This window comes from Flavobacterium labens (genome assembly GCF_048286755.1).
GTDB lineage: Bacteria > Bacteroidota > Bacteroidia > Flavobacteriales > Flavobacteriaceae > Flavobacterium.
Map to the genome: position 1 here is coordinate 212,297 of NZ_JBLVPL010000002.1, position 24,718 is coordinate 237,014.

The 24,718-nt window shown below is 34.7% G+C and carries 20 protein-coding genes; 5 read left to right on the forward strand and 15 right to left on the reverse strand.

The genetic code is table 11. The annotated features are described in order from the left end of the window. Nucleotides 1–100: 100 nt before the first annotated feature. From ACNQF8_RS07510 to rluF, 4 genes are all read left to right on the forward strand, one after another. Nucleotides 101–1,195 (forward strand): Nif3-like dinuclear metal center hexameric protein, encoded by a 1,095-nt coding sequence (locus ACNQF8_RS07510; RefSeq protein WP_417953159.1) that lies wholly within the window; start codon nt 101–103, stop codon nt 1,193–1,195. A 3-nt stretch (nt 1,196–1,198) separates the two neighbouring features. Further along, nucleotides 1,199–1,978, forward strand: coding sequence for a zinc ribbon domain-containing protein (locus tag ACNQF8_RS07515; protein WP_315208982.1), 780 nt, complete (start codon nt 1,199–1,201; stop codon nt 1,976–1,978). A 38-nt stretch (nt 1,979–2,016) separates the two neighbouring features. Further along, nucleotides 2,017–2,868, forward strand: coding sequence for an alpha/beta hydrolase (locus ACNQF8_RS07520; RefSeq protein WP_417951800.1), 852 nt, complete (start codon nt 2,017–2,019; stop codon nt 2,866–2,868). Between the two features lie 96 nt (nt 2,869–2,964). Beyond that, nucleotides 2,965–3,777 (forward strand): 23S rRNA pseudouridine(2604) synthase RluF, encoded by an 813-nt coding sequence (gene rluF / locus ACNQF8_RS07525; RefSeq protein WP_417951801.1) that lies wholly within the window; start codon nt 2,965–2,967, stop codon nt 3,775–3,777. A 41-nt stretch (nt 3,778–3,818) separates the two neighbouring features. On the opposite strand, the gene ACNQF8_RS07530 is transcribed toward rluF, so the two are convergent. The 8 genes from ACNQF8_RS07530 to argS form a co-directional block, all read right to left on the reverse strand. Beyond that, nucleotides 3,819–5,231, reverse strand: coding sequence for a DUF4153 domain-containing protein (locus ACNQF8_RS07530; protein ID WP_417953160.1), 1,413 nt, complete (start codon nt 5,229–5,231; stop codon nt 3,819–3,821). 29 nt (nt 5,232–5,260) lie between these two features. Then, nucleotides 5,261–5,554 carry a winged helix-turn-helix domain-containing protein gene (locus tag ACNQF8_RS07535; RefSeq protein WP_417951803.1) on the reverse strand — a complete coding sequence of 98 codons (294 nt, stop codon included), beginning with the start codon at nt 5,552–5,554 and terminating at the stop codon, nt 5,261–5,263. Between the two features lie 2 nt (nt 5,555–5,556). Continuing rightward, entirely contained in the window at nt 5,557–6,171 is a 615-nt protein-coding gene (locus ACNQF8_RS07540) for a hypothetical protein (RefSeq protein ID WP_417951804.1), read from the reverse strand. Between the two features lie 146 nt (nt 6,172–6,317). Then, nucleotides 6,318–6,449 (reverse strand): hypothetical protein, encoded by a 132-nt coding sequence (locus ACNQF8_RS07545; RefSeq protein ID WP_255409043.1) that lies wholly within the window; start codon nt 6,447–6,449, stop codon nt 6,318–6,320. Nucleotides 6,450–6,533: 84 nt separating this feature from the next. Next, nucleotides 6,534–7,460, reverse strand: coding sequence for a magnesium transporter CorA family protein (locus tag ACNQF8_RS07550; RefSeq protein WP_417951805.1), 927 nt, complete (start codon nt 7,458–7,460; stop codon nt 6,534–6,536). Between the two features lie 224 nt (nt 7,461–7,684). Then, the gene (locus ACNQF8_RS07555) at nt 7,685–8,566 is read right to left on the reverse strand and encodes a bifunctional 5,10-methylenetetrahydrofolate dehydrogenase/5,10-methenyltetrahydrofolate cyclohydrolase (RefSeq protein ID WP_417951806.1); all 882 of its coding nucleotides are present in this window, start codon (nt 8,564–8,566) and stop codon (nt 7,685–7,687) included. Between the two features lie 77 nt (nt 8,567–8,643). Continuing rightward, complete coding sequence (gene ffh, locus ACNQF8_RS07560) at nt 8,644–9,993, reverse strand: signal recognition particle protein (RefSeq protein ID WP_113635207.1); 1,350 nt, start codon at nt 9,991–9,993, stop codon at nt 8,644–8,646. A 139-nt stretch (nt 9,994–10,132) separates the two neighbouring features. Beyond that, nucleotides 10,133–11,911 (reverse strand): arginine--tRNA ligase, encoded by a 1,779-nt coding sequence (gene argS / locus ACNQF8_RS07565; protein WP_417952080.1) that lies wholly within the window; start codon nt 11,909–11,911, stop codon nt 10,133–10,135. Between the two features lie 292 nt (nt 11,912–12,203). Between argS and ACNQF8_RS07570 the strand changes: the two genes are divergently transcribed. Further along, nucleotides 12,204–14,615 (forward strand): TonB-dependent receptor, encoded by a 2,412-nt coding sequence (locus tag ACNQF8_RS07570; RefSeq protein ID WP_417953161.1) that lies wholly within the window; start codon nt 12,204–12,206, stop codon nt 14,613–14,615. Nucleotides 14,616–14,723: 108 nt separating this feature from the next. Here the strand turns inward: ACNQF8_RS07570 and ACNQF8_RS07575 are convergent, their stop codons facing one another. From ACNQF8_RS07575 to ACNQF8_RS07605, 7 genes are all read right to left on the reverse strand, one after another. Further along, the gene (locus ACNQF8_RS07575; RefSeq protein ID WP_417951808.1) at nt 14,724–15,395 is read right to left on the reverse strand and encodes a copper homeostasis protein CutC; all 672 of its coding nucleotides are present in this window, start codon (nt 15,393–15,395) and stop codon (nt 14,724–14,726) included. Beyond that, nucleotides 15,396–16,391 (reverse strand): isoaspartyl peptidase/L-asparaginase family protein, encoded by a 996-nt coding sequence (locus tag ACNQF8_RS07580; protein WP_417951809.1) that lies wholly within the window; start codon nt 16,389–16,391, stop codon nt 15,396–15,398. A gap of 54 nt (nt 16,392–16,445) precedes the next feature. Then, on the reverse strand, nt 16,446–17,348 hold the full coding sequence (locus tag ACNQF8_RS07585) for an ROK family protein (protein WP_417953162.1): 903 nt from the start codon (nt 17,346–17,348) through the stop codon (nt 16,446–16,448). 81 nt (nt 17,349–17,429) lie between these two features. After that, nucleotides 17,430–19,724: a glycoside hydrolase family 20 protein gene (locus ACNQF8_RS07590; RefSeq protein ID WP_417951811.1), complete on the reverse strand. Its 2,295-nt coding sequence runs from the start codon at nt 19,722–19,724 to the stop codon at nt 17,430–17,432. Nucleotides 19,725–19,776: 52 nt separating this feature from the next. Beyond that, on the reverse strand, nt 19,777–20,865 hold the full coding sequence (locus ACNQF8_RS07595; protein ID WP_417951812.1) for a glycoside hydrolase family 18 protein: 1,089 nt from the start codon (nt 20,863–20,865) through the stop codon (nt 19,777–19,779). A gap of 49 nt (nt 20,866–20,914) precedes the next feature. Beyond that, nucleotides 20,915–22,375: a glycoside hydrolase family 125 protein gene (locus tag ACNQF8_RS07600; RefSeq protein WP_417953163.1), complete on the reverse strand. Its 1,461-nt coding sequence runs from the start codon at nt 22,373–22,375 to the stop codon at nt 20,915–20,917. A gap of 4 nt (nt 22,376–22,379) precedes the next feature. After that, complete coding sequence (locus ACNQF8_RS07605) at nt 22,380–24,662, reverse strand: GH92 family glycosyl hydrolase (protein WP_417953164.1); 2,283 nt, start codon at nt 24,660–24,662, stop codon at nt 22,380–22,382. Between the last annotated feature and the right edge of the window lie 56 nt (nt 24,663–24,718).

Consider the following 24,718-nt stretch of genomic DNA (forward strand, 5'->3'; position numbering starts at 1 on the left):
GAATAAATTATCTTTGATTTAAAATTTTGTTTCTTTTGTTTAATGTTTAAAGTTCATCAACCTTAAACTTTAAACCTCAGACTTTAAACTAAAAAAAAACATGATAATCAAAGAAATAATTTCCGTACTCGAAGAAATGGCACCACTTGCCTATGCTGAAGATTTTGACAATGTCGGATTATTGGTTGGAAACCAAGACGAAGAAGCCACTGGAATTTTGGTTTGTCATGATGCTTTAGAAAATATAATAGACGAAGCGATTGCAAAAAATTGTAATCTGGTGGTTTGTTTTCATCCGATATTATTTTCTGGTTTGAAAAAAATTACCGGTAAAAACTATGTGGAACGTGCAGTTATTAAAGCCATAAAAAATGACATTGCAATTTACGCCGTTCACACCGCTTTAGACAATCATCAAGCAGGCGTGAATAAAATATTCAGTGATGCATTAGGATTGATAAATACTAAAATCCTTATTCCGAAGCAAAATTTCATACGAAAATTAGTGACTTTTACCATTCCTGAAAACGCGGAAGAGGTTCGAAATACACTATTTGATGCTGGCGCGGGCACCATTGGCAACTATGAAAATTGCAGTTTTAATTCTAAAGGAATTGGAACTTATATGGGAAATGAGCACAGCAATCCACAGGTTGGAGAGCGATTTGAGTTTGTGCACGGAGATGAAATCAAAATCGAAGTCACTTTCGAAAAACATTTGGAAAACAGAATCCTGAAAGCATTATTCAAAAGCCACGCATACGAAGAAGTGGCGTATGAAATTTATGAGTTGCAAAACCAACATCAAAATATTGGTTTGGGTATGATTGGCGAATTGAAAAATCCTATGAATGAAAAAGAATTTCTGCTTTTTGCCAAAGAAAAAATGCAATGTGGCGGAATTCGCCATTCAACCTTTATTGGAAAAGAAATAAAAAAAGTAGCCGTTCTTGGCGGAGCCGGAAGTTTTGCTATAAAAAATGCGATTCAGGCTGGAGCTGATGCTTATTTGACTGCAGATTTAAAATATCATCAGTTTTATGAAGCCGAAAACAAGTTGCTTTTGGCCGATATTGGACATTTTGAGAGCGAACGCTATACAAAAAATTATATTGTTGAGTATCTTCGGAAAAAAATCCTTAATTTTGCAGTTATTTTATCAGAAGAAAATTCAAATCCAGTTAAGTACTTATAGAATATGGCGAATACGAAAGAATTAAGTGTTGAGGACAAGTTAAGAGCAATTTACGATTTACAACTTATTGACTCTAGAATTGACGAAATCAGAAACGTAAGAGGAGAACTTCCTTTAGAAGTAGAAGATTTAGAAGATGAAGTGGCTGGTTTAAGCACACGTTCAGAAAAATTGAAAGGAGAACTTGAAGTTATCGAGGATCTAATCAAATCAAAAAAGAATGCAATTGATGAGCACAAAGAAGCTATCAAAAAATATACTAAGCAACAAGAAACTGTTCGTAATAACAGAGAGTTTAACTCGTTGACTAAAGAGGTTGAATTTCAAGAATTAGAAATTCAATTGTCTGAAAAACAAATTAAAGAAATGAAAGCTTCTATCGAGCACAAGAAAGAAGTAATTTCAAGCTCTAAAGAAAGATTAGAAGCAAAATCGAATCACTTAAAGCATAAAAAATCTGAGTTAGATGCTATCATGGCTGAAACCGCTAAAGAAGAAGCATTCCTATCTGAGAAATCAGCGGAGTACCAAGCTTTAATTGAAGAAAGATTATTGAAAGCTTACACAAGAATTAGAAGTAGCGTTCGTAATGGTTTAGCTGTAGTTTCTATCGAAAGAGGAGCATCTGCAGGATCATTTTTTACGATTCCACCACAGACACAAGTAGAAATTGCTTCTAGAAAAAAAATAATTACTGATGAACATTCAGGAAGAATATTAGTCGACAGTGTATTAGCTGACGAAGAAAAAGAGAAAATGGAACAGTTGTTTTCTAAATTCTAATTACATTTAAGTCCCGATACACATCGGGACTTTTTTTTATGAAAAAAATAGTATTTTTTATATTCACTAAATCTATTGGTTTATACATTAACCTTTTGAGTTTTGTATTTCCAAAAAAAGCATCGCAACTGGCGTATGGTTTTTTTAGTGAACCCCGGGAAGGAAAATTATCTAAAAACAAACTTCCGGAAATCCTACAAAAAGCGCAGTCCGAAAAATTCCAACTTCAAGAAGATTCCTTTCATACGTATACTTGGAAAGGAAATGACACTGTAATATTATTAGTTCACGGCTGGGAAAGCAATGCCTCACGCTGGGAAAATTTACTTCCGTATCTTAAAAAATCAGGAAGCACCATTATTGCAATTGACGGTCCAGCTCATGGATTGTCTAGCGGAAAAGAGTTCAACATTCCCCAATATGCTGAATTTATTCATGTTGCTGTACAAAAATTCAAACCTCAATACCTGATAGGTCATTCCATTGGTGGAAAAACGTGTTTGTATTACCAATCTGTTTATCAAAATGACTCGCTAAAAAAAATGGTAATTCTGGGTTCTCCAAGTGATTTCAATATTATATTAAACAATTATATTACATTATTGAGCTTGAATTCTAAGATTTCAAAATCTTTAGAAGATCATTATTTAAACCATTTCAAACTCAGTCTGGAACATTTTTCAGGAAAATTATTCGCTTCAAAACTGAATATCAAAGGACTAATCGCACATGATGTTGACGACACGGTAGTTTTATTCGAAGAAGGAAAGAAAATTGCTGGTGCATGGGAAAATGCTGTTTTCATTGAAACCAAAGGCTTAGGACACAGTATGCATGACGATGAATTGTATAAAAAAGTATCCAATTTTTTATTTCAAGCAGACAACTAAAATCAAATTGAAGTGAAATCTTTTACAGATTTCTAAATTTTCAAATAAACTATTTACCACATAAACGATTAAACAATTTAGTACTACTTTTGCAGTATGGAAGAAAATCTAAAACGCCTCAATAAATTCATAGGAGAAACCGGGTACTGTTCCCGTCGCGAAGCCGATAAAATCATTGAAGAAGGTCGTGTAACCATCAATGGAGTTGTTCCGGAGTTGGGAACAAAAGTTTCACCGAATGACGAAGTGCGTATTGACGGTAAACTAATCCGTGAGAAAAATGAGAAACCTGTTTATCTTGCTTTCTATAAACCTGTAGGAATCGAATGTACCACAAACCTTGATGTTCGTAATAATATTGTGGATTACATTAATTATCCGAAACGTATTTTTCCTATCGGACGATTGGACAAAGCCAGTGAAGGATTGATTTTTATGACCAATGACGGTGATATCGTCAATAAAATATTAAGAGCCCGAAACAATCACGAAAAAGAATATACCGTAACCGTAAACAAACCTATAACCGATCGTTTTATCGAAAGAATGGGCAATGGAGTACCAATTTTAGACACTGTGACTCGAAAATGTAAGGTAGAACAAATTAGCAAATTCACTTTCAAAATTATCTTGACACAAGGTTTAAACCGTCAGATCCGTAGAATGACCGAATATTTAGGCTATGATGTAACGGCGCTTAAACGCATCCGAATTATCAATATTTCACTTGATGTCCCTGTAGGTCGTTACCGTGATTTGACTGATGCAGAAATTAAAGAATTAAATGAATTGATTGAACCTTCGAGCAAAACAGAAGAAGCCAGTTTACCCAAAACCGAAGCGCCAAAAAGAAGAACCGAATTCATAAAGAAAGACGATCCCCGATTTAAAGGACGAGGCGATTATTAAAAATATTAAAATCCCATTCATTTCTGAATGGGATTTTGCTTTTATTTACTCGGTAAAAATTCATAATACAAAGCTTTTGATAAAAAGGTCCTTGATTGCATTCGACTGATGTCCTTCTCTCTTGAAATTTCAATGTACTGTCCATCTAATTTATTTTGTGAAAAATAGTCTCTACGCACTTCATCATTAAAGTTTAGTCTGGATAAAAATGTAGGTTCTACTCCTTTGTTAACTGAAATGTTATAATTTGTAATTAGGTTTCCCCAATTCACAAAACCGCACAAAAGAATCGTTCCATAGAAATACCAAATCATTTGATTGAAAAGAAAAGCATTCGTTTTTTGCTTGGTAATTTTTATAAAAGAAATAACCAATCCAATAATTGATAAAATCAAGAAAGCAAAAACACCTAACCTTTTATAAGTCAATCCGAAAAAAGAAACATATTCTGAGTTTTTAATAATTGTACTAAGGATTAAAACTCCATTTAGCAGAATCCAAATCTTTGCTAATTTTTTAAGGTTTTTAGATTTTTCATCAAAATTAAACCCTCCTTTAAAATAGAATAAAATAACTCCAACAGCCATTATAATTGATAAAATAACGGCGGTTACTCTTTCGTGTGTATCAGAACTTAAGTTAGATTTTTTGACAACCTCAAAAAACTGTTCGTAATTATAAGTTACAATGAAAACCAAAAGAAGCACATTCAAAAGAAACAATGTAATCTCGCCACTTCTTCTTTCAAAATCAATATCTAAGAACGAAAATGAATTTTGATTTTGTGTTTTGGCTTCCTCCTTAAAATCATTGTCCAGTAAATTATTCTTTTCATAACAAACCTCAGGAATCCAATAATTCCAGAAAGTGAACGAAATAAAAAATCCTAAAGCGGTCAGTACAAATGCTTGCCACGCATCAATATCTAAATAATAACCGGTAAACAAAGAGGAAAAATGATCGCTTCCAAAAGAATATACAATTAAAAATAACCCAAGAAATAGCGCTGGTATAACAAAATAAGCAATCAGTTTTTTAGCAAAACCGCTATTGACTTTTCGCTTAGGAAGGTATTGGCTGAACATCAATATGCGACCTAACGAAGCGATTCCGTTCATTAATACTAAAGGAAGAGCTTGTAACAATTTAAGTTTTGGTACCTGGGTTTTAAATTGTAAAAATATAATTGATAAAGCCATGGCAAAAAACGACGAAAAATCTCCGTACCACGCAAACGCAAAGCAAGATAGAACCGATGCAACTACTAAAATCAAATGTAGCCTACTTGTAAACTTCTCTTGGAAGAAATAACATATTAAGGCGGTTTGCACCATCCCGAAAATGGCCCAATTGAGACCCAAATCTTCGTTGTAAAAAAGCAGAGTAAAAACCAAACTGCTGACTAAAATAAAATGTAGTTTTTTCATAATTAAAAATTTAAAAGTACTTTGCATTTCAAAGTTTAGAGTTAAAAAAAAAGGAATTATTTAGATTTAATTAGTTTTTCAAGACTGTTCAAATGCGAAACAAAAGCAGCTCGACCAATATTGGTTACGCGATACGAAGTTTTTGGTTTTTTACCTACAAACTCTTTTTTTACTTCTATGTATCCAGATTTTTCTAATGCGGAAGAATGACTGGCTAAGTTACCATCAGTAATATTCAATAAAGATTTCATTTCGGTAAAATCAATCCAGTCGTTTACCATCAGAACAGACATAATGCCTAATCTAACCCGACTTTCGAAATCTTTATTTAATTTGTCGATGATTCCCATTTCTATTTGTATTTTTTGAACACAATTATTCCGTAAAGAATATGCAAAATTCCAAATCCAATTGCCCAAAAAACAAGTCCGAACCCAAGATAAAAAAGGGAAATACATCCTAAGATAATCTCACATGCACCCAAATATCTAATGTCCGAAAAAGTATATTTCCCAGCATTAATAAGTGCTAAACCATAAAACAATAAAGTAACAGGAGCAATCAAAGCAAATAACTGGTGGTGCAAAAGTGCTATGCAAAATACGCCTCCAACCAGTAAAGGAATTGCTAGATTCAGTAACATTTTTTTAGTAGTATTCGTCCAAACCGGTAAATCAAACTTTTTACTTTTTCTCAAAGTAAAAAATATACCCGATCCTAAAGCTAAAATCAAGATTCCGCAAGCAACGAAAACTAATTCGATTATTAAATCATAGCTATACATCTTTTGGTTACCATCAAAATATTCAATACCATTATTTTTAAATAATTGATATGCATAAATTGATCCCGCTAATGCGAATAAGCCCGCAAATACTCCTGAAAGACCACTTAACGAAATAAATCTGGAAGAGCGCTCCATCATGGAACGAATATGCGATAAATCTTCTTGAAGTTTTTGACTCATAAATAAAGTACTTTGAGTTACAAAGTTATTTATTATTCTTATATATCAAAACAGAAAGGGAATTATTTTTAATAAATATTTATTAAAAATAATTCCCTTTCTGTTTAAAAGAAAAGATTGGTGTAAAAGATTCGTTTGCTCAGAATCTATTTTGAGCCTGCTTCCCAACCTCTTTGAATCTCACCAATAGTAGAATCCCAGTCGTAAATTGTCAGTATGATAAAAAGCGTAGCAAATCCTAAGAAAAACATTAGTACGTCTCTGTTTGAAATTTTCATTTTTCTAATATTTAATTATTTGCTTAAATATATAAATTAATTGAATCAAAAATCAAAAAAAGTAAGATTAATATTAATTTAAAATTAAAACCATCTTTTTCTTTTAAACAAAAACACACCAAAAGCAGATAACAAAACTGATACGGAAATAACAATCCATATTCCATAGCGATTATCTTCTAAATCATTAGGAACGTTCATTCCATACAAACTGGCAATCAATGTTGGAATCATCAGAATAATCGAAATCGAAGTCATCTGCTTCATAATCGTATTCATATTATTAGAAATCACAGAAGCATACGCATCCATAGTTCCCGTTAAGATGTCGCTATAAATATTAGTAGTTTCCTGCGCCTGACGCAATTCAATCTCAACATCTTCCAGCAAATCCAAGTCAAAATGCTCTTTTTGGGATTTTATATTCTTGATACGGTGCAACAAAATATCGTTCCCTTTCAAGGAAGTCATAAAGAATACTAAACATTTTTCTATTTGTAATAACGCCTGCAATTCTTCATTTTTAATTGACTTTTCTAGATTATCCTCGGCTAATTTTATTTTTTGGTTGACTTGTTTTAAGTATTTCAAAAACCAAACACTGGACGACAATAATAACTTCAACACTAAATCGAAGTTGTCTTTAATGTTGATATTCTTGCGCTTGGTATAAGTTACAAAATCCGTAAGCATTTCGGTTTTATGAAAACTGATGGTGATGCAAACTTCTCCTTTAAAAACAACTCCGACAGGAATCGTATGAAAAGGCAACTTCACATCATTACTCTTCACAGGAATTCGCATGATAATCAAAGTCCAACCATTTTCAATTTCTATCCTTGGTCTTTCGTCAATATCTTCAATGTCGTTATAAAATGCTTCGGGAATTTGTAAGTCTTCGAGTAAATATTTTTTTTCTGCTTCGGTAGGACATTCAATATTTATCCAGCAGTTTGGAGTCCAATCAGCAGTGGCAATTAATCCGTTATTGTTTTTGTAAAAAGCTCTCATTTCAAAATTCTATAGGTTTATGTATAGCCTCTTGAAAAAGTCAAGTGCTATATTAGTTCAACATTTCCGAATAATAATCGTCCATTTTAAAGGTCTTTTTTAAGTGGTGCAAAAGTATTCTTTAAATTCCGTTTTAGCATCAATTATCAGAGTTTTATGCGTTTATTAAGATAAAAAAAGCCTTAAACATACATTTAAGGCTTTAAATCAAAACTATTTTCTCTCTATTTATTTCTTTTCATTTCCCTTGCCAAAAGCGTATTTTTCAACAACATCGCAATTGTCATAGGTCCTACTCCACCTGGAACAGGAGTAATAAACGATGATTTTTTACTCACCTGCTCAAAATCAACATCACCGGTGATTACATATCCTTTTGGGTGTGAGGCATCTTCTACTCTGGTAATACCAACGTCAATTACTACCACTCCCTCTTTTACCATATCGGCTTTCAAATAATTTGGAACACCAAGAGCGGTGATAATAATATCAGCATTTTTAGTGTATTCTTCAATATTTTTGGTTCTACTATGAGTAAGTGTTACCGTTGAATCACCCGGATATCCTTTGCGACTCATCAAAATACTCATAGGACGACCCACAATATGACTTCGTCCAATAACTACGGTATGTTTGCCAGCAGTTTCTACTTTGTAACGCTCTAACAATTCCATTATTCCATAAGGAGTTGCGGGCAAAAAGGTTTCCATTTCCAAAGCCATTTTTCCGAAATTAGCAGGATGAAAACCATCCACATCTTTATCAGGATCAATAGCCATAAGAATTTTCTGCTCGTCAATGTGTTTGGGCAACGGCAATTGAACGATATAACCATCTAAATCACTATCTTCATTAAGTTCTTTGATTTTTGAAAGCAACTCTGTTTCAGTAATCGTTTCTGGCAATGCCACTAAAGTAGATTCAAAACCAATTTGCTGACAAGACCGCACTTTACTGCCAACATAAGTTAAGCTGGCTCCATTAGTACCAACAATAACGGCTGCTAAATGAGGAACTCTGTCCCCATTGTTTTTCATTTTTTGTACTTCTACAGCGATTTCACTTTTAATATCTTCCGCTGTTTTTTTTCCGTCTAGTAGTTGCATTGTTATTTAGTTTAATGTATTAAAGCAGAAAGTCTTAAAGTCATTACAACCTTAAGACTTTCGACTTTTGACTCATTTTATTTCATTCCTGGCATTCCGCCTTTCATACCACCCATCATTTTCATTAGGTTTTTTCCTCCTGGACCCTGCATCATTTTCATCATCTTACTCATTTGGTCAAACTGCTTCATCAATTGGTTGACTTGCTCGATTTTGGTTCCCGAACCTTTAGCAATTCTAGCCTTTCTTTTTACATCAATCAAAGCCGGTTTGCTTCTTTCAATTGGAGTCATCGAGTGAATAATAGCTTCAATATGTTTAAAAGCATCATCTTCAATCTCAACATCTTTCATGGCTTTTGAAGCACCTGGTATCATTCCAACCAAATCTTTCATATTACCCATTTTCTTTACTTGTTGAATTTGAGAAAGGAAATCATCAAAACCGAATTCGTTTTTGGCAATTTTCTTTTGGATTTTTCGCGCTTCTTCTTCGTCAAATTGCTCTTGAGCTCTTTCTACCAAAGACACAACATCTCCCATCCCCAAAATTCTTTCGGCCATACGAATTGGATAGAACACATCAATGGCGTCCATCTTTTCTCCTGTACCTACAAATTTAATTGGTTTATTAACAACCGATTTTATCGAAATTGCAGCTCCACCACGAGTATCTCCATCTAATTTCGTTAAGATAACCCCATCAAAATTTAATCTTTCGTTGAAGGCTTTTGCTGTGTTTACAGCATCTTGACCGGTCATTGCATCCACAACAAATAAGGTTTCTTGCGGCTGAATGGCTTTATGAACGCGTTCTATTTCATTCATCATTTCCTCATCGACAGCTAAACGACCTGCTGTATCGACAATCACTACATTGAATCCATTTGCTTTCGCATGTTTGATTGCATTTTGAGCAATTTCTACAGGATTTTTATTTTCTGGCTCTGAATATACCTCAACTCCAATTGAATCTCCAACTACATATAATTGTTGAATCGCCGCTGGACGGTAAATATCACAGGCTACCAAAAGTGGTTTCTTGTTCTTTTTTGTGAGAAGATAATTCGCTAGTTTTCCAGAAAAAGTTGTTTTCCCTGATCCTTGCAAACCAGCCATCAAAATAACTGTTGGATTTCCCGAAAGATTGATTCCAGCAACATCGCCACCCATTAATTCAGTCAGTTCATCTTTGACTAACTTTACCAATAATTGTCCCGGCTGAAGCGTTGTCAATACATCCTGTCCGATTGCTTTTTCTTTTACTTTAGTAGTAAAATCTTTAGCAATTTTAAAATTGACATCGGCGTCAAGCAAGGCACGACGTACTTCTTTCAAAGTTTCGGCTACGTTTACTTCAGTAATTTTTCCGTGTCCTTTTAATATATGAAAGGCTTTGTCTAGTTTATCGCTTAAATTATCGAACATAGTATTTATTTATTTTGAAATGCAAAGATAAACTAATTAGATAATTAGACAATTAGATAATTAGAATATTGACATCTCATTTTCAGGTTTATTTTAACAAAAAAACGACCTCATTTTCGAAGTCGTTTTTTATCTTATTTTACATTCTTTCTGGAACACTTATCCCAAGTAGACTAAAAGAAGCAGCAATAGTATCTGCTACTTTTTTAGACAATTGCACTCTGAAAATCTTCTTCTCTAAATCCTCTTCGCCAAGAATAGGAACCGCTTGATAGAATGAATTATATTCACGAACTAAATCATAAGTGAAATTTGCAAGCAAAGCTGGACTGTGATGATGTGCTGCATTTTGAATAACTTCAGGAAACAACTCTAATTGCTTTACGAGTTCTTTCTCTTTTTCATGAAGTTGAGTCATTTTTGACTTATTCGAAAAATCAAAATTAGCTTTTCGAATTATAGATTGAATTCTGGCATACGTATATTGAATAAACGGCCCTGTATTTCCAGCAAAATCTACCGATTCTTCCGGATTAAAGAGGATTCGCTTTTTAGGATCTACTTTAAGAATATAGTATTTCAACGCTCCTAAACCAATCGTGTTATATAATTTTGCTTTCTCATCAGCAGAATAGGTATCCAATTTACCTAAATCTTCAGCAATCTTTTGTGCTGTATCTGCCATTTCTTGCATCAAATCATCCGCATCTACAACCGTTCCTTCACGGCTTTTCATTTTTCCGGAAGGTAAATCTACCATTCCATAAGACAAATGAAATAGATTTTTAGACCAGTCAAAACCTAATTTTTTTAAGATAAGGAACAACACTTTAAAGTGATAATCCTGTTCATTTCCTACCGTATAAACCATTCCGCCTACATCTGGATAATCTTTCACACGCTGGATTGCAGTTCCAATATCTTGCGTCATGTAAACCGCAGTACCATCTGAACGCAAAACAATTTTACGGTCCAAACCTTCATCTGTTAAATCAATCCAAACCGAACCGTCAGGATCTTTTTCGAAAACGCCTCTGTCCAAACCTATCTGAACGACATCTTTCCCTAATAAATAGGTGTTACTTTCGTAATAAAAGCAATCGAAATTAACTCCTAAATTTTTATAGGTTGTAGCAAAACCATCATAAACCCATTGATTCATGGTTTTCCAAAGCGTGATTACGGCATCATCTCCAGCTTCCCATTTTAGCAACATTTCCTGTGCTTCAAGAATAATTGGCGCTTGTTTTTTTGCTTCTTCTTCTGTTTTACCGGCGCTCATTAATTGCGCTATTTCTTCTTTGTATGCTTTATCAAAAGCAACGTAATAATTTCCAACTAATTTATCTCCTTTTAAACCTGTTGATTCTGGCGTTTGTCCATTTCCGAATTTTTGCCAAGCCAACATCGATTTACAAATATGGATTCCTCTATCATTAATGATTTGAGTTTTATACACTTTCTTACCCGAAGCTTTGATAATTTCTGCCACTGCATATCCCAAAAGGTTATTACGTACGTGACCTAAATGCAGAGGTTTGTTTGTATTTGGCGAAGAATATTCCACCATAACCGCTTTGTCTTCTGGATTTGGAGTAACGAAACCAAATTTAACATCGTCTTTTATTTTTCCGAAGAAGTCCAAATAATAGTCATCTGAAATAACAATATTCAAAAATCCGGAAACTACATTAAACCGACTTACCTCAGCCAAATTTTCAACTAAATAGTTCCCTATTTTATTTCCCAATTCTACTGGATTACTTTTAACAACTTTCAACAAGGGAAAAATAACCATTGTAATATCTCCTTCAAATTCCTTCCGTGTAGTTTGAAATTCAACTTTATCAATCGTAACGTCGAATAAAACTTTTACAGCTTTTTCAATAGAGGGCGTAAGAATTTGTGGTAATGTCATTTCGTGTATTGGTTTTAAGGGTGCAAAGATAGTCATATTGCAGTAATTTGAAAATTGGAAAACAAGATAATTTGCACCTAAAAATGAGGCTTTTAATAGAGTTTGAGTTAGATATTCATATTTTTTTCAAAAATCGATGTAACAAAATCCATCTTTAGAGGTCTATTAAGTAAATTTTACAATTTCGTATTTGTTAAAAAATGTTAAATATTATTAAAAAAGGTATTATGTTTAACATAGTATTATATAAAAGAATACATTTGCATCATCAATCATTTAAATCAAATCAATCATGAAACTTAAATTAATTTTAATCTGCTTTATTGGAACGTTGTTTTCGATGCAGGCACAAACTTCGGTCAAACCATTAATTCTGGAAAACTCCGGAATTATCTCTGGAAAAATCACTGACAAAAAGACAAATGAACCTTTAGCGTATGTAAATATTGTGGTAAAGGAAAACAATAAAGTCATTACTGGTGACATCACATCTGACAAGGGAACTTTTCAAATAAAAAATTTAGCCTTAAAAGATTACATTGTTGAAATTCAATTTATAGGTTATAAAACCATTACGAAAGCAATTTCATTGACAAACGAAGAAAAAAGCGCAAATCTGAACACGATTACTATCGAAGAAGATGCCATTCAATTAAAAGGCGTAAATATAATTGCTGAACGCTCCACTATTGAACAAAAAATTGACAGAAAAGTAATCAATGTAGGTAAAGATTTGACTACCGCAGGCGCAACCGCATCCGAAATCATGAATAATATTCCTTCTGTAAATATAGATCAGGACGGAAAATTATCTTTGCGCGGAAACGAAAACGTACGCGTTCTGGTAGATGGACGCCCAAGTAATATTGAAGCTTCTCAGTTGTTAAAACAAATCCCATCAACTTCCATTAAAAAAATTGAATTAATCACCAATCCAAGTGCCAAATACAATCCAGAAGGAATGTCTGGAATCATAAACATTGTTTTACATAAAAATGCTAATGACGGATTTAATGCCAGCGTTAATACAGGTTTGACTTTTGCACAAACACCAAAGATTAGCAATTCCCTAAACATGAACTACAGAACCGGCAAAGTGAACTTTTTCTCCACTTACGGGAATAATTTTGGCAAAAGATTCAATGAAGGGCAAATTTCAAGACTTGACGACAACTCCAATCAAATGTTTGATATTGTAAATGACAACAAATCTCATTTGTTCAAAATTGGAATGGATTATTACATCAATGACAAAAACACTATTTCTGCCTACACGAATCAAAACATATTTGTTGGAGATGGTATCGTGGATGTGAACATTTTAAATCCTGATGCTTCACAAAATTTACTTCTAAATTCTAAATACTTTTCAGATAATACGGACGGTACTTACAATGTAGCTTTCAAACATCTAACAAAAAAAGAGGGTGAAACGCTGGATTTAGAAATAAACCACAGCATCTATTCTGAAAATCAGGATGCTAGTTTCTTAACTACTTTTAATAACCCAAATATTCCCAGCAGTTCTTATACAGATAATCTTGGTGAGAAAAGAAATAATTCCACCATCAATTTAGACTATGTAAATCCGCTAAATGACAAGACTAATCTAGAATTGGGTGCTGAAAGCAGAATTGTACGAACCGAAAACAATTACATCACTAACAACAGTTCTTTATCAAATTCTGACTACACCTATGATTTAGATATTTATTCTGCTTATGCTACTTTTGGACAGAAATTCAAAAAAATAGGATACCAATTGGGTGCCCGTTTTGAAAGTTACAAGGTAAACGCAATGTTAAACGGCGCTACTGCTTACAAGGACGATTACTTCACGGTCTACCCTTCGGCTTCGATGACTTATTCTCCTACCGACAAAAATCAGTTTCAAATCAGTTTGAGCCGCCGTGTAGACAGACCTGGTTTAGACCAAACCAAACCTATTAGAGAATTCAGCACGCCTAGAGTAACCTCAATTGGAAATCCTGAATTAGACCCACAATTTACCAATTCTATTGAATTAAATTATACTAAAACAATTGCTAAAGGAACATTTACCACAGGTCTTTTTGTACGAAGCATTCATAACGAAATTAATAGAATTCTGTACCCAGATCCAGAAAATCAGGATCAACAAATTATGAGTTTTGATAACTTCGACAATAATACAGCCTATGGTTTTGAAGTCTCTTTAAATTACAAAATCAATAGTTGGTGGGATATACAGCCAGCAATAGATTTTTCTAGTATTAACCAAAAAGGATTGGTTTCTGTACTAAACACAAGCAGCAATTCATTTGATTTGGTTTCCAAAGAAGTTACAGCATCAGCTTTCAACGCTCGATTTAACAGTAATTTCAAAGCAACAAAAAGTCTTCGTTTCCTTCTATTCGGATTCTACCGATCTGGTGTTGACGGGGTACAATTCAACGGTAAAGAAATGTATAAAATTGATGCCGGCGGACGTTATTCATTCCTAAAAGACAAAGCCACCTTAAGCGTTCGTTTCAATGATATTTTTAATACCATGAAAGCCGGTTTTGATGGGCAAAATCCATATCCGCAAGTAGGTCAATTTTCTTGGGAAAGCCAATCCGTTTATCTTGGTTTCAACTACATCTTTGGCGCAGGAAAAAACAAAAGCTTGCAACGTAAACAAAGAGATAACAACACCAAACAAGATGGCGGAGGACTGTTTTAAACAAAAAATAAAATGCCTCAATAAAAATTAGTTTTAATAGTTAGTTACCAAAAGAAAAACCCGGAGTATGCCACTCCGGGTTTTTCGATTTAAATAATTTTATATCTCTTACAAATTTGCTTTTATAGACTGGATTTCCTGTTGATTTGCTATTTCGCCTGAATCAGTTATAGCGGAGGAATGATAGAAAACAGCTTTCGTTTTTTCTTTTAATACTCCAATATTTGATGAACGCAAGCCGCCGCCCGGCATGATTACAATTCGATTATTTGCTTTTTCAACTAATGTTGCCAATACATCAATACCGTCTACTACATTTGTTTCTTCCCCTGAAGTCAAAATGGTTTTAAAACCACATTCGATTAAAGATTCAAGCGTTTGAAACTTGTTTTTTATTCCATCAAAAGCACGATGAAACGTACACGGAAGTGGATTTGCCAAAGCTACTAACTCTGTATTTTGTTGTTCATTGATAGTTCCGTCTTCCTTCAAAATTCCAAAAACAAAACCATCTACTTCCAGTTTTTTGAATGCTGAAATTTCTGATTTCATTTGTTCAAATTCAAAATCAGAATAAACAAAATTTCCACTACGAGGCCGAATCATAACATTCAAATCAATAGTGACTCTGTCCCGAACAATTTTGGTGAGTTCGAAATCTGGCGTAGTTCCGCCCTCTTTCATATTGGCACACAATTCTACTCTATCAGCACCATTATCTTGAGCTATAATAGCCGATTCAAGATTAAAACAGGCTATCTCTAGTTGAGCTTTTTTCATTTATTTTAAAAAATAATCGGCATCAATTAATCGGTTTCCAGTTGCATCATTGACTGCGTAATTAAAACCTCCTTGAATGCAATAAGATCCATATTCCCCTTTTTTATTCAAGGCGATAAAACCAACTTGAATGTCTTTCAGGTCTTTATTTCTATTCTTTGTTAATTTTACTATTCTGGCAACCGCTTCTTCACAGGCTTTTTGTGGTGATTTCCCTTGGCGCATCAATTCGACAACCAAATGACAACCCGAAATCCGAATTACTTCTTCTCCATGTCCTGTGGCTGTTGCGGCACCAATTTCATTATCAACATACAAACCAGCCCCAATAATAGGTGAATCGCCTAAACGCCCATGCATCTTAAAAGCCATTCCGCTGGTCGTACATGCCCCGGAAAGATTTCCTTCAGCATCCAAAGCTATCATCCCGATTGTATCGTGATTTTCTATATTGGCAATCGGTTTGTATTGGCTCGTTTTCAACCAATCTTTCCATTCTTTTTCGGATTCTTCAACCAGTAAATTTTCCTTCTTAAAACCTTGTGATAAGGCAAACTGCAATGCGCCATCACCTACTAACATTACGTGCGGCGTTTTTTCCATCACAGCACGAGCCACAGCAATGGGATGTTTTATAAATTCTAAGCATCCTACGGAACCAATATTGGCGTTTTCATCCATAATACACGCATCAAGTGTAACACGACCATCTCGATCCGGCCTTCCACCATAACCCACGCTTCTTTCCGTTGGATCGCCTTCAGGAATTTTTACTCCCGCCTCAACAGCATCTAAGGCTCGACCGTTGTTTTTTAAAATTTCCCAAGCGGCAGCATTCGCTTCAATTCCAAATCTCCACGTAGAGAGCACAATGGGTTTCATTCCTTTTTTAGATGAAAAATTATTTTCTTCCTCTGGTTTCCCTCTGAATGAATGTAACGCCACAGCTGCAGAAGCAAAAGCTGCTGTTTTCAAAAAATTTCTACGGTTATTCATATTTTTGATTTTATATTAATCCAACTTTGGTTTAAAAATAATTATATTTAAATACTATATTTCACACAGTAAACTTGTAGCACCCAGTAAAGCCGCAATTTCATTATCCGTGGATACTAAGATAGTGACTTCACTCCCGGAATCCTTTATTTTTTGTTGAAAAGCCGGCAAGAAATAGTCACTTGCATTTGCAATTTTACCACCTATTATGAAACTGTCAGACCCAAAACTTTTTAACCACGGAATTACAATCTCCGCTAAATCCTCTCCCATTTCCTCAAATACTTTTATAGCCATAACATCTCCAGTATTAGCAAGACTAAAAAGTTCAAGACCATTACTGATTTCTATACCATTAGCAGCTTTATAACGAGATATAAGCCCTCGAGCTGAAACATAATCCTCAGCGATTCCAGTTTTAAATGGAATATTATACAACTCCCCATCTGCAGGTACTTGAGTTCCTGAATCTATTGCTTTGCCATTGTCTATAAAAGAAGCTCCAAAACCAGTCCCTAGTGTAACTGCCATAAGTTTTTTTGAACTATTTTCTACATTTTTAAAAAATTCTCCTTTACCAAAACAATTCGCATCATTATCGAATACAATCGGTAAATCGTTAGACAAGTTCAGTCTTTCTCGAATTAATTCACGAATGTTTAAACTATAAAAATGTTCGTATTTTGCTTGGTCTTTTATCCAGCAAATACCACTTTCATAATCAAATGGACCCGGCATACATATTGCTAATCCTTTCAACTTTTCTATCCCGGAATTCTTCCATGAACTGCTGATAGCTTTCTCCCAAATATCCAAAATCTCATCGGCAGGCAAGTTAGAATCAAAAGACTCTTTATGCACGGAAAAATCAAGCACTTTCATCTCGTTAATAGCTATAACTGCCGTAGTAATGTGAGTTCCTCCAACATCTAAACCTAATGCATATTCTTTATCCATTTATTTTTTTCTTGTATTTACTATTTGCTTAAAAAGTGACACCCTAATTTTTAAAAAGCTGCACCTTATATGATCGGTATTTTACTCTACTATAATTTCATCTGCAAATAACCATCCTGGTTTTCCAGCTCCGCTATGACCTGGAGGACAAAGATTATTTTTGGCGGTTACTTTAATATATCTTACTTTTTCTTGTGTAAATGTTGCAGTAAAATTATGTACTACCGATTTCTGATTGATATCAACAGGATTGTTTACTGTTCTAATTTCCTTAAAAACTTTTCCACCTGTTGAAACCTCAAATTTCACAGATTGCGGTAAAAAAATCCAGTCACTATAATTTTGTAAACAACCCAATGAAATATTTTCAATAGTCTTAGCTTGCCCTAAATCTATTGTTGCAATCATATCTTTCCCACTGAATCCATGCCAGTATTTACCTACTGCATTAGTGCCTCGAACACCATCCGTTAAAGAGTTTGGACCATCAGCCAAATAATATTGGCTTACTGGATTAGTGTATTGTGCAGAACTTCCAATAGCTTTATGCATCACAAAGTTTTGTTTTGCAGCCTGCAATCCTTTTATTTGTCCATCAACAACAGTGGATGCTTTTAGCACGAGTGATGATTTAATACCTATAGGCTTTTCGTATTTTTCGCTTTGCAAAGTAGGTTCTGTACCATCCGTTGTATAACGAATCTGTCCATTCAATGCTTCAGTAAAAAGACTTACTAGCAATTGTCCGTTTTCAGAAAAAGGTTTAACATTTACCGTAAAATTACCTGGAGAATAATGCAACCCTTTTTGGGCATATCCTTTAAAATGATACTGCAATCTTTCATTAAAGTTATCCCAGTTTTTATTTTCATTTGGAGACCATATTACTTCTGCCAATGCAGCCATACGTGGCAAAACCATGTATTCTAAATGTTCGGGAGTAGTAATATATTCTGTCCATACATTAGCCTGAGCACCTAAAACATACTTTGCGTCATCAGCATTTAATTCTTTAGGAATAGGATCATAATCATAAACCCTTTTTACGGTATTGAACCCTCCAATAGCCAAAAGCTCACCTTCAGGGCCTGCCTGATAATGATCGAAATAAAAAGGAGTGCCCGGTGTCATCACCACATTGTGCTTCATCTTAGCCGCTTCGATTCCTCCAGCTTCACCGCGCCAACTCATTACCGCAGCTTCGGGAGCAAGACCACCTTCTAATATTTCGTCCCAGCCAATTATCTTTCTTTTCTTGCTGATGACAAATTTCTCAATTCGCTTGATAAAATAACTCTGTAATTCATGCTCATCTTTTAAACCCTCACTTTTCATCATTGCCTGACAACGGACACATTTCTTCCAAGGCCCTTTGTCAACCTCATCACCACCAATATGGATATAACTCGAAGGGAAAAGTGGCATCACTTCCGAAAGTACATCTTCTAAGAAAGAGAAAACTTCGTCATTTCCGGCACAGTAATTTGATGACATATTCGTATAGTTTCCCCCTGTCATTGGAAGTTGCGGCTGCTGGGTGCAACTCAATTGCGGATAAGATGCAATAGCTGAAGCCACGTGACCCGGCATTTCAATCTCAGGCACAATGGTTATATTTCTATCTGCAGCATATTTTACAATTTCTTTGATTTGTTCTTGTGTATAAAAACCTCCGTAAGTTGGCTTTTCGCCCTCTTTAGCTTGTGGTCTTTCTCGCCAATTTAGATTTGTGTTATCTACTCTCCAAGCCCCTATTTCTGTAAGTTTTGGGTATTTTTTTATTTCAATTCTCCATCCTTGATCGTCCACAAGGTGCCAGTGAAAAACATTAATTTTGTAGGATGCCATCAAGTCAATGTATTCTTTTATTATATCGGGACCAAAGAAATGACGACTTACGTCCAAATGCATTCCTCTCCATTTAAAACGAGGATAATCATTTACCTTCATAACCGGCACTTCCAAAGCTGCATTAGTACGAATAGCTGGTAAAGTTTGCAATATTGATTGTATACCGTAAAAAACACCTTTTGGACTACTCGCTTTAATTACAATAGCAGTTAAAGATACAGTTAGCTGATATCCTTCTTCTTGGATGCTTTTTTCAATTACAAACTCCACTTTTTTGGCTGCAGCCTTATTTGATTTTAAAGAAAATCCTGAAATATTTTTAATATAGGATGCAAAAAAATCAGCAGTTGCTTTTAAGTCTTTTTTCGATTTATCGTACTGGATAGCCGTATTTCCATCAATTGTAAAATTACCATTCCCCATTTTAAGATCAACGGGTTTTGGAATAATAGAAGGCTGTTGTTGCGCATTCATTAACATTGAAGCTAATAAAAAAAGTAGTAAGACTGTTTTTTTTAATACCATAACGATTCTTATTTTTAAGAGTGAATCCTTTTTTTGAAAGATTCAAATTGAATTATTTAGCTGTTTTTATTTGATCTATCGCATCTAGCATCCCATTGCGCGGACTGTCTAAAACCAGTTCCCAAAACATAATACCACCTAGTTTCTTTTGAATTGCATAGCTCGTTTTTGCTTTAACAGAAGCAATATCATCACCAGTAGCAAATAATTTTGATTTTTCATTGTACCAGTAAGGTGCTTTTGCTTTTTTATCCCAAAAATATTTCCAACCATCAACTAGTGTAAATGATGTGGTGTATTCTTTAAAATTCACACCACCCGTTGGTTCACCAGATTGGTATAAACCGTTATTAATATTGGATACTTCTTGCCAAATGCGGGTATAAAAGGCTGCTCCAATCACAAGCTTTCTGGCAGGTATTCCTAATTTTAATAAATAGCTTACCGCTTTATCAGTAGATTCTTCATCCTTTTTAGTGCTATACAATGGCGTATGATGTCCCGTTACTTTTGAATAACCATTTACCAAATCGTAACTCATAATATTTACACGATCCACCAATGGCATTATTTTTTTCCACTCAACAGATTCGTCTAAATATTTCTGGAATCCTCCTGCCGCAAAACTCAATTCATTCTTATTGCCTAAAGTCTGGCGAAGAACTTTTATAAGTTCTGTAAAATTCTTTTTGTCAGCTTGTTGATACAAATGCCCTGGAACTCCTTCTATAGTGGGATATTCCCAGTCTAAATCTATTCCGTCACATTTAAAATAAGTATTTACTTCTTCTACCGATTTTGCAAAAACTGCTCTTCCCTTTGCTGTAGAAAAAACATCAGAACACGGAGCACAACCACCCCAACCTCCTAATGATAACATGATTTTTAGTTGCGGATTTTTACTTTTTAATGATACCAGATGTTTAATCGTAAGGGAATCTTTAGCCGTGTCAACATTTAATTTACCATCCTTCAAATGACAAAAACTATAGATGATATGCGTCAGTTTATTGACCTCAAATTCATTAATTAATTTATCATCACCCGTGTAATACGCAATTACAGCTAGGTTTTTATTGCTTTGAGCCAATATACTGTTAGTAATAAAAAGTAACAAAAAAAGAAATTTTATATGTTTCATTTTTACATTATTGATTTTCAATTGGTAATTACAATGGCGATTGATATTCCTAAATATTTTTATCCATTAAGATTTGAGGATATTTAATACTGGTATGAACAATCAATTCTCCAAAAAGTGTATTTGCCCAAGCAAACCATTTACGGGTAAATTTTGTTGCATCATCTTTATGAAAGGACTCGTGCATAAAACCAGTATCAGCATGTGTTTGTATCAAATTGCTAATGCATTTTCTTATTTCCTTTTCATCTACACTGGTAATCGCTCTTAGAATTATGCTCATCGGCCAGATGGTATCAGCGCCAGTGTGCGGACCGCCAACACCTTCGCCTGCTTTTCCTTTATAGAAAAATGGATTGTTTTCTGAAAGGACTACTTTTCGAGTATTAAGATACAAACTACTATCCGGCTGAATCGCTCCTAAATACGGTAATGACAATAAGGAAGGCACATTGGCGTCATCCATCATGTGAAAACTTCCGTATCCATTTACTTCAAAAGCAATGATTTTTCCAAATTTTGGATGTTGAATAATTCCGTTTTCTTTCAATCCTTTTTGTACCTGCTGTTGTAATTCTTTGGCTTTGGCAACCAAATCAGTATCCATAATTTCCGGCAAAGAGAAAATTTCCATTAAATAGCCGAGTACTTCAATGGCAAACATATTACTTGGAATCAAATACCCAAACAAGGTACTGTCATCACTTGGTCTAAAAGTAGAAACAATCAGCCCGCAAGGTTTTACCGGATAACCGTAACCACTCAATGGAACACCATCCGTAGCCCAAGCGGTAGTACGCTGAAAAGTGTAAGGACCTTTTCCATCCATACGTTGCTGTTCTTTAAAGGTTTGTAATACCAAAAGCATGGCTTTTTTCCATTGGCTGTCAAACAAACTTATATCGCCAGTTTCTTTCCAGTATCCATGTGCCAATCGGATGGGATAACACAAACTGTCGATCTCCCATTTGCGTTCATGAATTCCCGGTTGCATTTTGGTAATATCATTTTTCCATTCGCTCACTTGATTGAAATCTTTATAAAAAGCATTGGCATACGGATCGAGAATAATGCATTTCGTCTGACGGTTGATTACTCCTTTTACCAGTACGCCGAGTTTTGCATCTTCTTTTACAAACGGAATATAAGGCCAAATTTGGGCTGTACTATCTCTTAGCCACATCGCATCAATATCTCCGGTAATCACATACGTATCTGGCTTTCCGTCGATGATTTCAAAATCGACTGTCGTGTCCAATGTATTCGGGAAACAGTTTTCGAACAACCAAGCCAGTTCCGGATTTGCAATTTGTTTTTTAATGCGTACTATAGCCGCTTCAATCGCTTCGCAGGTAAATTTTCGTTCGGCTAATGGTGGGCGTTTGCTAACAAAACCTTTCATTGGAAAATTAAAAATATTGGTCTCAGAAGCAAAAACTTCCGATTGAATTGCCAATAATCCTGCGGATAAAATACCTGTGTTTTTTATAAATTTTCTACGTGATTGCATTGTATTATTTTGAAGTTGAATAAGAATATGGATAGCTACTTGCGGCAGTTCCTCTTTGATTATTAGGAGTATTGTTCATATCAAAATCCAATACCGTTCCTTTGAGCAAATCAAAATGATTGATATAATTCTTAGAATAACTTTCATTATTCCATTTTAATTCCTGAACATATTTATTTCCTTCTGAATTATTTGGTGAATTTATAATTACTTCTTTTCCATTTTCTAATTGCAACGTTACTTTCTTAAATAAAGGCGTTCCAAGAACATACTCTTCTGTAGCCGGGCAAACAGGATAAAAACCCATCGCTGAAAAAACATACCACGCCGAAGTTTGTCCGTTATCTTCATCCCCACAATATCCGTCTGCTGTAGGTTTGTACAATCGGTTCATTACTTCTCTGGACCAGTATTGTGTTTTCCAAGGCTGACCAGCGTAATTATACAAATAAATCATGTGTTGAATAGGCTGGTTGCCGTGTGCATATTGTCCCATATTCATGATTTGCATTTCCCGAATTTCATGAATAACGGAGCCATAGTAACTTTCGTCAAAAACTGGAGGCATGGTAAAAACAGCATCCAACTTAGTAGTGAATGCTTTTTCGCCTCCCATTAAATTAACCAAGCCTTGCACATCATGAAAAACACTCCAGCTGTAATGCCAACTGTTGCCTTCGGTAAAAGCATCTCCCCATTTGAAAGGATTGAAATCCGCAGGAAAACTTCCATCTTTATTTCTTCCGCTCATCAATTTGAATGTAGGATTAAAAACATTTTTATAATTCATCATTCGTTTTTCTAACAAATTGATTTCTTTTTTGGGACGGTTTAGGGCTTTCGCCAATTTCCAAATGGCAAAATCATCATATGCATATTCTAATGTTCGTGCGGCATTCTCATTGATTTTTACATCGTAAGGAACATAGCCTAATGTATTGTAATACACAGCGCCTTTTCTTCCTACTGCATCCAATGGCCCTTCATTATTGGCGCCATGCAACAAGGCTTCATACAAAGTATTAATATCATAATCGCGTAACCCTTTCATATAAGCATCTGAAACTACGGATGCCGAATTATTCCCAACCATCACATTTCTAAATCCTGGACTGGACCATTCCGGCAAGAATCCACCTTCTTTATAATCGTTAATCAAACCTTCCTGCATTTCTTTATTTATGGAAGGATATACTAAATTAAGCAATGGATACAATGCTCGGAAAGTGTCCCAAAAACCGGTACCAGCATACATATAACCTGGTAAAACTTTGCCATTATACGGGCTGTAATGCATAGTTTTTCCTTTCGAATCTATTTCATAGTGTTTTTGAGGAAAACATGCGGTACGGTACAAACAAGAATAAAAAGTTTTGAATTGTTCGTCACTGCCACCTTCCACCTGTACTTTACCTAAAACTTTATTCCATTCTTCTTTTGATTCCGCAACTGTTTTTTCAAAAGAAGCATTTCCTAATTCATTTTGCAAATTCAGCTCGGCTTGCTCGATACTTATAAACGAAGAAGCGACTCTGACATTGATTTTCTCTCCTTTTTTAGTTTTAAAACTCACTACAGCACCTGCATGATTGGCTAAACTTTCCAATTTATCTTTTTCCAAAATAGTATCTTTCCAAGTATAATTCGATACAAATGACTTGTCAAATATCAAAACAAAATAATTCTTGAAATTGGCTGGAACGCCACCGCTATTTCGAGTCGTGTATCCTATAATTTTATTTTCAGATGGAATTATCTTAACATAAGATCCTTTATCAAAAGCATCTATCACGATCGAAGACTGCTCATTTTCAGGAAATGAAAATTGAAAATGTGCCGCTCTTTCGGTAGTGGTTAATTCGGTAGTCACATCATAATCGGCAAGATAAACGCTGTAATAATATGGCTTCACTGTTTCAGATTTATGACTGAACCAACTGGCTCTTTCGTCTTCTTTAAACACTAATTTTCCTGTAACGGGCATGATAGAAAACTGTCCGTAATCATTCATCCACGGTGAAGGCTGATGTGTTTGTTTGAATCCTCGAATTTTTTCAGCGGTATACGTATAAATCCATCCGTCTCCCATTTTACCGGTTTGCGGTGTCCAAAAATTCATTCCCCAAGGTCTTGCAATCGCCGGATACGTATTCCCATTAGAAAGACTATGCACTGACTGTGTACCCATCAAAGGATTTACATATTCTACTGGATCTAAAACTTTGGTTTGTGCATTTGCAACAACACAGAATAACGATAAACCAAAAATCAAACTCTTTATCTTCATAATTTTAATATAAATAATTCTTAAAAATATTCACCCTAATATCATTCTGTTAAATA

Bases quoted from the DNA above. Each gene is read 5' to 3' on its own strand.
- ACNQF8_RS07510 (WP_417953159.1), top strand. From the start codon at position 101: ATGATAATCAAAGAAATAATTTCCGTACTCGAAGAAATGGCACCACTT.
- ACNQF8_RS07515 (WP_315208982.1), top strand. From the start codon at position 1,199: ATGGCGAATACGAAAGAATTAAGTGTTGAGGACAAGTTAAGAGCAATT.
- ACNQF8_RS07520 (WP_417951800.1), top strand. From the start codon at position 2,017: ATGAAAAAAATAGTATTTTTTATATTCACTAAATCTATTGGTTTATAC.
- rluF (WP_417951801.1), top strand. From the start codon at position 2,965: ATGGAAGAAAATCTAAAACGCCTCAATAAATTCATAGGAGAAACCGGG.
- ACNQF8_RS07530 (WP_417953160.1), bottom strand. From the start codon at position 5,231: ATGCAAAGTACTTTTAAATTTTTAATTATGAAAAAACTACATTTTATT.
- ACNQF8_RS07535 (WP_417951803.1), bottom strand. From the start codon at position 5,554: ATGGGAATCATCGACAAATTAAATAAAGATTTCGAAAGTCGGGTTAGA.
- ACNQF8_RS07540 (WP_417951804.1), bottom strand. From the start codon at position 6,171: ATGAGTCAAAAACTTCAAGAAGATTTATCGCATATTCGTTCCATGATG.
- ACNQF8_RS07545 (WP_255409043.1), bottom strand. From the start codon at position 6,449: ATGAAAATTTCAAACAGAGACGTACTAATGTTTTTCTTAGGATTTGCT.
- ACNQF8_RS07550 (WP_417951805.1), bottom strand. From the start codon at position 7,460: ATGAGAGCTTTTTACAAAAACAATAACGGATTAATTGCCACTGCTGAT.
- ACNQF8_RS07555 (WP_417951806.1), bottom strand. From the start codon at position 8,566: ATGCAACTACTAGACGGAAAAAAAACAGCGGAAGATATTAAAAGTGAA.
- ffh (WP_113635207.1), bottom strand. From the start codon at position 9,993: ATGTTCGATAATTTAAGCGATAAACTAGACAAAGCCTTTCATATATTA.
- argS (WP_417952080.1), bottom strand. From the start codon at position 11,911: ATGACATTACCACAAATTCTTACGCCCTCTATTGAAAAAGCTGTAAAA.
- ACNQF8_RS07570 (WP_417953161.1), top strand. From the start codon at position 12,204: ATGAAACTTAAATTAATTTTAATCTGCTTTATTGGAACGTTGTTTTCG.
- ACNQF8_RS07575 (WP_417951808.1), bottom strand. From the start codon at position 15,395: ATGAAAAAAGCTCAACTAGAGATAGCCTGTTTTAATCTTGAATCGGCT.
- ACNQF8_RS07580 (WP_417951809.1), bottom strand. From the start codon at position 16,391: ATGAATAACCGTAGAAATTTTTTGAAAACAGCAGCTTTTGCTTCTGCA.
- ACNQF8_RS07585 (WP_417953162.1), bottom strand. From the start codon at position 17,348: ATGGATAAAGAATATGCATTAGGTTTAGATGTTGGAGGAACTCACATT.
- ACNQF8_RS07590 (WP_417951811.1), bottom strand. From the start codon at position 19,724: ATGGTATTAAAAAAAACAGTCTTACTACTTTTTTTATTAGCTTCAATG.
- ACNQF8_RS07595 (WP_417951812.1), bottom strand. From the start codon at position 20,865: ATGAAACATATAAAATTTCTTTTTTTGTTACTTTTTATTACTAACAGT.
- ACNQF8_RS07600 (WP_417953163.1), bottom strand. From the start codon at position 22,375: ATGCAATCACGTAGAAAATTTATAAAAAACACAGGTATTTTATCCGCA.
- ACNQF8_RS07605 (WP_417953164.1), bottom strand. From the start codon at position 24,662: ATGAAGATAAAGAGTTTGATTTTTGGTTTATCGTTATTCTGTGTTGTT.